Consider the following 10,436-nt stretch of genomic DNA (forward strand, 5'->3'; position numbering starts at 1 on the left):
CGGTCCCATCCAACTGACATAGTCATGGAATGGTATATCCTCTGAGAAGCTATCTAGGTAGTAATTGCATATATAGTCTGCAGCGAACCTGCCAATCAGGGAGTTCTCGTTCTTTCCAAGACAGCTTAGATGCCTGAGCAAAACTCTGTATGTGCCTTCATTATGGTATTGTCTCAAGGCATTGGTGACTACCTCAAGAACATTTCGCGTGGTTGGAGAGCTCTCTTCGTCGGAACAATCAAGAGTCTGTAAGAATCGTGCTATGAGGCGCATCTGATCCGAATCTGCCGGGTCATCAAGTTTTCCCAATATTCTGAGCTGAATCAGTTCATTCGTTTCATTACCCGGCGGAAATAGCCAAGTTGCAGATAGAATTTGGAGAGGAAGTAACCGATTCTGATTACCTCCGGCCATCTGGGAGATAGCTATTGCATCAAGAAGCTGATTGGCACGAGGTGGTTGATATTGCGGTGGTTTCTGCGTGCTCAGTTTATAACCCCCCGCGACTCGAGATATCCCCTCTATTGTATCCCTGAAATCATTGTCATATTCCGAATTTGAAAACGATTTGCTGTTGTTGCCCAACTCAATGTACCATTTCTCTATTTCAACCTTCAATCTTTCGAGCGCAATCTCAGCTTCTTCTCTCTGAGCATGTCGCCCCAAACCCATCCCAAAGAGAAGCCAAAAGCCATAATGGGTCAACCATAGCTTCATGAGATCAATATCTTGATCTTTCTCAGCAGCATCGACCAAGTCTTGAATTTCGTGGGTTGCTTCAATGAGTCTATTTTTGCGTAAGTTTTCCGCGTCTTTGGCCACTCCCGACATCGATCTTGGAAATCCACTCAATTCAAAGAACAAGACAGAACCTCTCTGAGTTATCTGATTCTCTGCCATCTGGAATAATGCTGACTTGATATCATCGTAGACTAGTTCTTCCGCATCCATCATGTGCTTATTCAGAAATGCGGTCAGGTCTTGCTCGATCCCCAGTAAAAATGGCAGATCTAGAATGGCAAGAATGTCCCCATTCCTTGTGAAAATCGATTCGGGATAGAGGGAATCTAAGACCGAGCAAATCTCTAGCAACACACTTCTACTATCGGTTGTATCAGAATTTAGAATCTTGTGAAGAGTATCTATCTCATTCTTGATCAGGTGATTCTTGATGTCTGAATATGTAATGTCCATTTTAGAAGCCCCCTTGAACATCTTGCAACTTCTGAGATGAGACATGAACTGACATCGAAGGGTTTTTTCTTTTCTTCATCTTATAACAGACAGCAAGGATTCCTATCAACAATAAGGAGATGCTCCTCTGACAAAACACATTGGCATGGACTACAAATGTACAAGTTGTGGGCACCGGTTTCTGCCCATCAAAATATGGAGAATGTGTCCTAGCTGTGGGGAAGACGCAGATGGCTACTTTGACCTGCCAGAGGCGGTATACGAGGCGGGGGTCTACCATCGAAAAACCCACTACGGTGCTGGCTCGCACACGCCAAGCGCATGGGGCGTGTTCTCCTATGGCGACCACCTGGCCCGATTTGGGTTCAGGCTCTTTGACTGGCTTATGTTCAATATGCGCTTGGATAAGACTCCAGAACTTGAAAAATACATTGAGCGGATTTCTCTGCCTGATGGTCGGGAGGGAGAGTACTTCCGAGCTGTTCTCCAGTCCTTCTATGACATCTTCGTCAAATTCGAACAACCTCTCAACTGATATGGATCTCGTCACTATTCCTTCTCCACCCTCTTTTCGATTGCAGCTTGTATTGCTGGATTTTCATTTAGTTGAGAAACGCCTTCAATGCATCTGACAATCCTATTTGGCTCGGGCACTCGTTCAATCATGCCAGCTATGTAGTCGATTCGCGATTCAATAGCCTGACTTATGTTCTCATCCTCAAGAAATGATTTGTATGGCCGAATTGCTTCTATCATTTCCCACGGTTCATATGATTGCTTCAAGATGTCCAAGACTAGTTTGTAGAGTTTTGGATGGTTGAGCAGTACATCCATTTTGGGGAGATTTTCCATGGCGAGAGGAACATATGGCCAGATATCTCCGATATCCATGATTATCTCATCCAATCGTGGCTCTAGAGCCGCTTTCATTTTTGGAGCATTGAAGATAAAATCAGCACCGCTGAATCTTTCCAAATACCGCCGAGGCTTCTCTGACTCATTCAAGGCCTGTATGATTAGGTCCATCTGGTCCAGAACAGCTCTCTTGACAATCTCTGATTCAATTGAGTGATAACGTCCAAAGTAGTTGGTTATCTCCTCAGGTTTAGAAGCAGAGAGAATAGCCTTCGCTGTAGCTTCATTAATTTCATCCTCAAGAGAGAGTGTTTCATCATGGGATATGCGGTACATCTGAAATGAATCAACCCGACCTTTGGCAATGCTGCCTGCAATCGCATCTACTACAGAGGAATCCGTCTTCCAAAGAGGAACCAATAGTGCAGCAGAGATTACATCCTTCAAGTCAGAGTGAGTTTCTGCCGCTCGGATGCGATTCGCCAAATTGGACGCATTCTTCTTGAGTACGCCATCCACTTTCTTATCACCAACATACTCTCTCAGGAGGGGGATATACCTCACAAAATCCTCCGGATTCTCGGTTTTTTTGAGCCTGCCAAATATTTCGGCAGACTTTTCTTTGAGGATTTCATTTAGCTCATCATTCTCCTTATGTAGGGCATTCTCGTAAATCCACAAACAGAGATAATCCGAGATTTCGACCTGTTTCAGGATTTTAACAATGGCATCGGTATTTTTTGTCACAGCCATCGACTCCTTATTCAAGAAGTGGCTCCACAAGTCAAGATCTGGATTGGAGATGTGCTGCGCTAGCCAATCGACCAGTTTCTCATTCTTAAGCATCGATGGGTCATAGGCACGCATTACAAATGTGAAAATCTGTTCTCTGTCCATCCGGTCTTGGAGTAGCTTAAGTAGTATGTCGCCTGAATTGGATATCGCTTCCTTGAGAATTTTCGACTCTCTAAACCCGGGAGGATAGCCAGAATAATACGTTTTAATCCGCTTTACTAAGTCTTCAAACCAACTAGGGGAGTCCAGCTTGGAGGCAATGGCCAATTGGATTTGTTCATCCCGCGTATAGGTAGGAAACTTACAGATATCTTCCACGATCGATTGAGGTTGACGACTCTGTTCGATTAATGCGGCAACATCCTGAGACCTATCTTCCAGAGCACTATTGAATTCGGGGTTTACTAACAGTAGCCACAAATCATCAAAGGATGATATTCTATCTAGAACATATTCGAGTTCTTCTGTTGACCTTACGACCTCAGCAATAGAATGTTGCACGTTCGTGTTGGAGATGATGAAGCTCTTCGCGCCTTTTAATGTGTTTCCCCAGAGCTTGTTGAGAATGTCAATGCATTTGTTTGGATCAAGTAAAGCTTGAGCAACAGCATTCTGAATCGTGGTATTTCTGTAGTAAGTCGGTTTGTCCAGTATCTCTTCCATTATGTCATCAGTGCTTTCAGATTCTAGAAGGCGACTGACAATGGGCGGTATATAGTAGTTATCGCCCACAATCTCCTCGATTAAGTGCGGCTTTTCTATTTCTGATTCTCCAGATTCAAGTAACGTAGTTATGACCTTTGCACGAGATTTTATTGCCTTGCGAATAACTGGAGGTTCCAAGTTGTCAGATTTGGCTAACTCGTTGACAATCTCTATTGGATTTGCGTGTTTCAGAATGGCATTTGCAATGCTACGTTGGATTGTTGGATGCTTAATGTAAGATGTCTTTTCCGCGAATCGTCCAATGATCTTGTCAGCACGAGGTGACTGCTCAATCCACTTCGCGACTGACTTGATCATTTTTTCATTATTTCCGATTTGAGGGACTGATTCAATAACGCGGACCAAGTAGAACAGGGGATATGTGTCATAAGGATCTTTAGGGTTCTCTGTAGTTGAAATAATATCATCCAATCGTAGGTCGATGGCATTCCGGATGGCACTGCAGTTCAAGAGATGGGTATTGTACGAGATTGTGCTCAGGAGATTCACAGGGTCAGGAGTAGCAATCAACGCCCGCCCTATAGCATCTTGAACTTTTTCATGAGCTGATAAGATATCAGATGCAATGATATCACTCACTACGCTTGAGGGCGACCAATATGTGAGTACTCGTTCAATGGCATAATTCCGCAGGACTTGAGTTCTTGCAAGCTCAGGAATCTTAACAGCATCCTCAAATATTCTGTGTGGTTCCGAGCTCGCCTTAATTTTTTCTACGATGTCGCTAGCATGTTCATCTATGGCATCAAGCACTCTTCGGCACTCTATAACATTGTCAATCCCCGGAATGTCTTCGATACTTCGTATAACTTCCCAAGGTTTGGAGTGGTTTACGATTACATGTTCAATGGCTCGTTGTACCGAATCCTGTTCGAATGCATCCGGAACGGACTTCAGTATTTGGATGATAGATAGAGGTGTCTTCGAATTTCTGATGTCATCAGCTGCAATGGAGATTCTCTTCGTGATTGAGGATTGTACCTTTGGCAACTGTAGTATTTTAGGATGTGTTCTAAGATGGTCTACAAAGAGCCAGAATCTTTTTGTTTTCTCCAGTGCACTTGCGATTGCCGACAAAATCTCGTCGGAATACAGTAAATTGGGATGGCTTTTCAAGAGATTAATGGTGTACCAAGGGGAGTCCTTAGAAGTCAAGGTGCCCGCAACTGCCTTACGAAACTCCGACCACTCAGCCACTCCCGGAAGCCAGAGAACAGATTCTATTATCGACCATGGATTGGAGGAATTCTCTATCTCTCGGAATAGGATGTCCTTTCGCTTGTATATTGCAGTATGTATCGACTTATCATTTCGAAGATAAGGCTCATTTTGAATTCGAACTATAACTCTGCTAACCGAGTCACTCGACTCCAGAAGAGAGAGCGCCGTTTCTCTTTTCTCACTTCGTGTCATCCCTCTCCCATTCATTCTAGTCTGGCCTCTTAGACCCTATGTATAGAAGAACTATAAAGATTGGATGATATGAAAAGGATAAATGTTCCCTTATTGTTTCATGAGGCTATCACTCAACGAATCGGCTATTTCTTGCGATATCATAGGCAATTGGCTCACTAGCTTAATGGTTGTAGGATAACATCAGAACTCCTGATTTATCTTTTTCAGAAGATTCCAAGATTCTGTCAAAAAGATACCGAGTGTTTAACGAAAAATACCACGAGACACTTGGAGAAGCAGGAATATGAGTAGTGGTAAATAACAGGATTCATGCAAATACCATGATTTTAATCAGGGCTGTTACAGTTGTATCCTCCATGAAATTGAATAAGAGTTCAACATCCTAAAGCTCTTTGGAAGCAAGTATCGTCACAAAGGAGGATGAGGTAGTTGAAGAAGTTCTGAGTGCGTTCTGAAATTGATTGGAATTCCCTCTTCAGAAGAACCAGTCTAATTAAGTGGACTTCAAACGAATAGGGGGCTAATTAGCTTGGTTAATATCAATGGCGTGGGAAAACTTCGGTGGTGAGAAGTGGCCCTATCGACAAGAAAAGCAGATGCAGTTCTGCTTCGGCTGAGAGATGCCTATGCTCTCTCCTCGCGTTTCTTACAGTTCAACAGACCAAAATCGGTCATTCCATAATTACTGGTTAAGAAAGCGTCCTCTAACAATGTTTTTTACCGAAACCAAATACGTCATAGGACTATGCCAAAAATAGCCGTTGTCGATTTCATGGGTGATGTGCAAAAGGAGTACAGAGGAGAACTGAGATGAATAGAAAGGAAATTGCCACGTTATTTTTGGAATTAGTTTCTACAGGCAGAGTGCAAGAGGCATATGAAAAATACATTCATCCACAATTCTCGCATCATAACCCCTACTTCATGGAGACCGGCAATCGCTTATGGAGGGCATGGAAGAAAATGCAGAGCAATTTCCGAACAGGACGTATGAACGACTCCGAGCCCTCGAAGATGAAGATCTAGTAGCCATACACGGTAGGATTGTCCTTTCGCCAGATTCTAAGGGGTCGGTCATTCATATCTTTCGCTTCGATGGAGATCTGATCATTGAGGCATGGGAGGCATCTCAACAAGTCATTGAAGACTCTCCAAACGAAAACGGGATCTTCTAATCACATTGGAATCGAAGAGGGGGATTATTCACCATTGGAACCCGAACTCTCTAGGAACAATAGATACCTGCACTTTATGTTGAGATGAGGTCTGAATTGAATGAGGGAGTATCCGAAACGTTTCCATCAGTCACAGTGATATCGAATATAATCAAAGCTCAACATTCAAACCTTAACGAGCCGTGGAAATCCTTGTAGCTGCAGTAAGAAGGTGTCCAGTTTAGCAGATTTGCCGTAACCCATCTGGTCCTTCTCTTATCAGATGAACAATACATTCGGGATAGGGGCCATTGAGATTCTTTCATTTTCATAGCAGATTTGAAACCAATCTTGTATGAAAGAAACCCGTCATATTCTATGGAAGACCATGCCCTTCCTCCAATAGCTCTGTAAGTCTCGAAACAAACCTTGTGGCAGGAGCACCATCTACGACATCGTGGTCAAATGTCACTGTAATGGAAAGGAACTCTCTCTTTTCGATTTGGTCCCCCACAAATCCCGGTTTGACTGCTATTCCGCCCACTGCAATATTCAGAGCGTGCATGCCAAGAGGGATTGCCCATCCACCGGACTTAGCAAAGCGACCAATGGACGTGACGGCTATCGTACCCATGTTCTCATTGATGAATACAGGGTCTTTGCGAAGCTTCCTCCAGAACAGTAGGTCGCGAAGGAACTTGGGAGCTGATAGGAGCAGTTTAAGCAAACGGTTCTCCTTTGCCTCGGAGTAGTCTGTTTCCTTCATCTTCTGAGCCTGACGAATCTCCTGCGTGATCTCTAAAACAGTCTTTGTATTTGCGGCTTCTAGGATGTAGTTTACAGGATACGTCCTCCCCTCCAGGACAGTTTCGATGAGTATGTTGATATTCACATCATCAAAGGTCACAAAGTGCTTTCCAATCTTCAGTGTGCATACTTGATCGTGCTCGCTGGCAGCAAGTCCCACACATGCAGCAATCCACCCCGTAAAGGAGATTGATTCTCCCTTTTCCGCTTCATACATCTTAATCTTCTTGCGTGCGTCTGTCACATCTGCCTCGAAGAGTCCAAGCATCCTGTGCTTCTTGAGGGCATATTCACAACTTTCAATGATCAGTTTGCGCGATTTCGGAATCCGTTCTTTTCTATAGCCTGGTTCTGATGACAATAACATGTACCTCTTGAATTCTGCAGTGGAAGGCGAACATATTACAATGCCGGTCACGTGCCCTTTCTTCCATATGCTTGTAAGAAATGTAGATGCAATATAGTGAATCTTCACGGAGAGGGCCCATCCATGAAATCAATCTCTTGTTATAAGGAATCACGACCGAGCCATAAACCATGTACCAACAAACAACGAGGATACGCCAATCATCATCATTAGTTGACTTATTCTAAGTGAATATGGTAAACAAGCATTATTGAATATGTAGCTGTACGGAGGGCCGGAATGACCGAGGAGATAGCCAAACATACTGAGTAAGACCCCAACAAGGAAGTGGATATATGCTATTCCGTTTGGATTAGCGGGCACTCCCTGATCTAACAGACTATACACCGTTTCCAAGACAATACTATTTTGCTCATCTGTTCAACGTGATGAGATGGATGATGCAGGAGAAGAAATAGTAGAACAGCACCGCAAGGACTTAATACGGTCGGTCTCGGGCAGTCTTGTGGGATAGATGTGGGCACAATCACACTGACGTATCAGGAAATACTCGGAGAAACAATGGAGCTAACCTTTGACTCGGATGTCAAAGAAATCGGCCTGTCTCTTAAGCTAATCAGCATCATCGACCTTAGCCCCCTCTCCAGCTGCACCAGTCTGCAGGAACTCAATCTCAGCTGGAACCAGTTGCAAGAGGTGGACCTCACCCCCCTGGCCAGCTGCACCACTCTGCAGGGACTCTACCTCGATGACAACGAGCTGCAGGAGGTGGATCTCAGCCCCCTGGCCAGCTGCACCAACCTGCAGAGACTCAATCTCCAATGCAACCAGTTGCAGGAGGTGGACTTCACCCCCCTCACCAGCTGCACCAGCCTGCAGGAACTCTATCTCGTCTACAACCACAACCAGTTGCAGGAGGTGAAGTTGTGTGGCTGCACCAGCCTGCAGAAACTCTTTCTCTGGGGGAACCAGTTGCAGGAGCTGGACCTCACCCCGCTGGCCAGCTGCTCCAGCCTGCAGGAACTCTTGCTTGGCCATGCTGATAGTGTAACTCTCCTTTCTCGGGAGACCATGAACACCAGAGGCCTCCGTAGGAAGCCGAATCGATATGACTTTCCTGTGCACATCTTGAGCCTCAGGCATCTCAGGGTTCTCTTGCACCTTCTTAGAAAGCACGAGCCCGATGTGGACTGGAAAGAAACACACCTGACCCAAGGCCTCGTCACTGCGCTGGACCTGGACGAACTCCCCCTGCTGGACATCACGCACGAGAAGCGAGACGCGATCCTGGATGAGGACGAAAGCGAGTCAATGCGACAGAAGGTCATTGAGGCCCTCTGCAGACAGATAGACGACAATGGGACCACCATCGGCATGGATGTGGAACGCGCAGTAGCAGCCCATGGTGAGCTGGCCAACAGGATGGAGTGGATCCTTGAGCTCCGCCAGCAGGAGCTGGAGGATATTACACTTGGAATAAACCCGTATGGGGAAACCGTGAATCTCAAGGCTCTCTGGCTCACCGCCTACGGCCATCAGGTCCTCTCGAGCATGGGTCTCGGTCTGTCCTGTTCAAAAGACCAGTTCAGGCAAGTGAGAGAGAGCTTGGCGAGACTGGGGGTTGAGGTTGAAACGACCGAATCGGACGAACCAGTCTATCCCCCCACGAAGATCTCGGACGCCCTTAAGGAGTACATCTGGCGATTGGCTGAGCATCATGCTTCGTGACCGGTACCGACTACCAGAAGATCGTATCCCTCCTAACTACTATGATGTGTTCCTACGGATCCTGACCATATAGAGGGTCACTGCCGCAACCACGACTGCACCACCTACAACTAAGCTGATTTGAAACAGATTAGGCCATTGTGGGCTAGCTGCTGGTTCAACAGACCTGCATTCGAGCGTGTACAGCTCGCTGACAGCTTCGTTGGCCCCGTAGTCCTTGGCAATGATTTGAAATTCAACTTCCCCAGGAATGTCGTGTTCTAGAGTACAGCAAAAGGTATCGTCCCCACAAACCGTCATCTCCAAATATTCACTAGTACCATTCCCGAGCGAATAATTCAGATATCCTTCAACCACACCGCTAACTGGATTGCTCCATTCCGCAGAAATGGTGTATTCTTCTCCTACGTTCACTTCTTCAGGATAGCTTACATTGACCAATTCCGGTGGCTGTGCATTGTCAGGATATACTCTGAGAGTCTCACTACCTCCGGCCGGCAAGTCGAATTCAAATCGGAACCTATAGGCATCAGAGCTAGAAGCCTGGGCAACGGAGTGACCTACGGAGACCAAATACTCCTGACCTTCCGAAGGCGGCTGGACCAATACGTCAAGAACTTGATTCTCTAGAGAGAAATTCATTTTGTTCGTTAATTCGACGAATCCCCCTACATCTAGTTCGCGATAGAATCTCGGAACACGTTTCAATGCCACCCCATCCCAGGGTTGAGACCAATCCTTCTGTGTTGTCCAGTTCCAGACAAAAGGTTGGCAGTCCTTGAATTCAATAACACGGAAACCATGTGCAAGGTGGTCAGGTTCTGAAGGAATGGTTGAGATAGGCGCCCCGATTGCAGTGGTAATAACCCACAGGGTGCCATTCACCCGGTCTACCCGATCATTATGCAGGTGTCCCGTCAGAACCATATCGACATCATTCTCCTCGCAGATATCGATAAGAGCTAAAGCTTCATCTTCATCCAAGTAGTAGTTCGCGGGTTCATTATGATCATATAGTGGATGATGAATACACAGTATCTTCGTTTTTGCTACACTCTGAGATAGGTCTCGTTCAATCCATTGGATTTCTGTAGCGTTCAACTCTCCTTGATGTGAATTCCCCATGACCAAAAGTATGTCCGGGCCAATATTCGCAGTATAGTAATCTGGGCCGAAGAAAGACGAGTAGATACTGAAACCAGTACCGTCAGGATCGATATCGTGGTTTCCAGGCCCAACAAAGACTGGAACCCGACTTTGTTTTAGCAAATTCACAACCCTTTCGAAAGAATCTTTGTAACCCGTCTCCACAATATCGCCTGAAAGCACCACGAAGTCTGCCCCTGCCATACTAGCTTGGTAGAGAGAAGAGAGTAGCCTTTCGTCCCGAGGAG

Annotated in this window: 6 protein-coding genes and 1 pseudogene; 3 read left to right on the top strand and 4 right to left on the bottom strand. The window is 45.6% G+C overall.

Annotation, left to right across the window (positions count from 1 at the left end):
- Nucleotides 1-1,194: hypothetical protein (locus tag GF309_08900; protein ID MBD3158891.1), on the bottom strand; the 1,194-nt coding region annotated here is incomplete at its 3' end.
- A gap of 202 nt (nt 1,195-1,396) precedes the next feature.
- On the opposite strand from GF309_08900, the gene GF309_08905 reads away from it, so the two are divergent.
- Nucleotides 1,397-1,729 (top strand): hypothetical protein, encoded by a 333-nt coding sequence (locus GF309_08905; GenBank protein ID MBD3158892.1) that lies wholly within the window; start codon nt 1,397-1,399, stop codon nt 1,727-1,729.
- A gap of 14 nt (nt 1,730-1,743) precedes the next feature.
- Here the strand turns inward: GF309_08905 and GF309_08910 are convergent, their stop codons facing one another.
- The gene (locus tag GF309_08910; GenBank protein MBD3158893.1) at nt 1,744-4,983 is read right to left on the bottom strand and encodes a hypothetical protein; all 3,240 of its coding nucleotides are present in this window, start codon (nt 4,981-4,983) and stop codon (nt 1,744-1,746) included.
- Between the two features lie 813 nt (nt 4,984-5,796).
- Here GF309_08910 and GF309_08915 point away from each other — a divergent pair.
- Nucleotides 5,797-6,161 (top strand): annotated as a pseudogene (locus GF309_08915) (nuclear transport factor 2 family protein).
- Between the two features lie 355 nt (nt 6,162-6,516).
- Here GF309_08915 and GF309_08920 read toward each other — a convergent pair.
- Nucleotides 6,517-7,422, bottom strand: coding sequence for a dihydrolipoamide acyltransferase (locus GF309_08920; protein ID MBD3158894.1), 906 nt, complete (start codon nt 7,420-7,422; stop codon nt 6,517-6,519).
- 408 nt (nt 7,423-7,830) lie between these two features.
- Between GF309_08920 and GF309_08925 the strand changes: the two genes are divergently transcribed.
- On the top strand, nt 7,831-9,042 hold the full coding sequence (locus GF309_08925; GenBank protein ID MBD3158895.1) for a leucine-rich repeat protein: 1,212 nt from the start codon (nt 7,831-7,833) through the stop codon (nt 9,040-9,042).
- Nucleotides 9,043-9,081: 39 nt separating this feature from the next.
- Here the strand turns inward: GF309_08925 and GF309_08930 are convergent.
- Nucleotides 9,082-10,436, bottom strand: a 1,355-nt coding sequence (locus GF309_08930; GenBank protein MBD3158896.1) for a hypothetical protein, incomplete at its 5' end; no start/stop codon positions are given.

The organism is Candidatus Lokiarchaeota archaeon, assembly GCA_014730275.1.
GTDB lineage: Archaea > Asgardarchaeota > Thorarchaeia > Thorarchaeales > Thorarchaeaceae > WJIL01.

Bases quoted from the DNA above. Each gene is read 5' to 3' on its own strand.
- GF309_08905 (MBD3158892.1), top strand. From the start codon at position 1,397: ATGTGTCCTAGCTGTGGGGAAGACGCAGATGGCTACTTTGACCTGCCA.
- GF309_08910 (MBD3158893.1), bottom strand. From the start codon at position 4,983: ATGACACGAAGTGAGAAAAGAGAAACGGCGCTCTCTCTTCTGGAGTCG.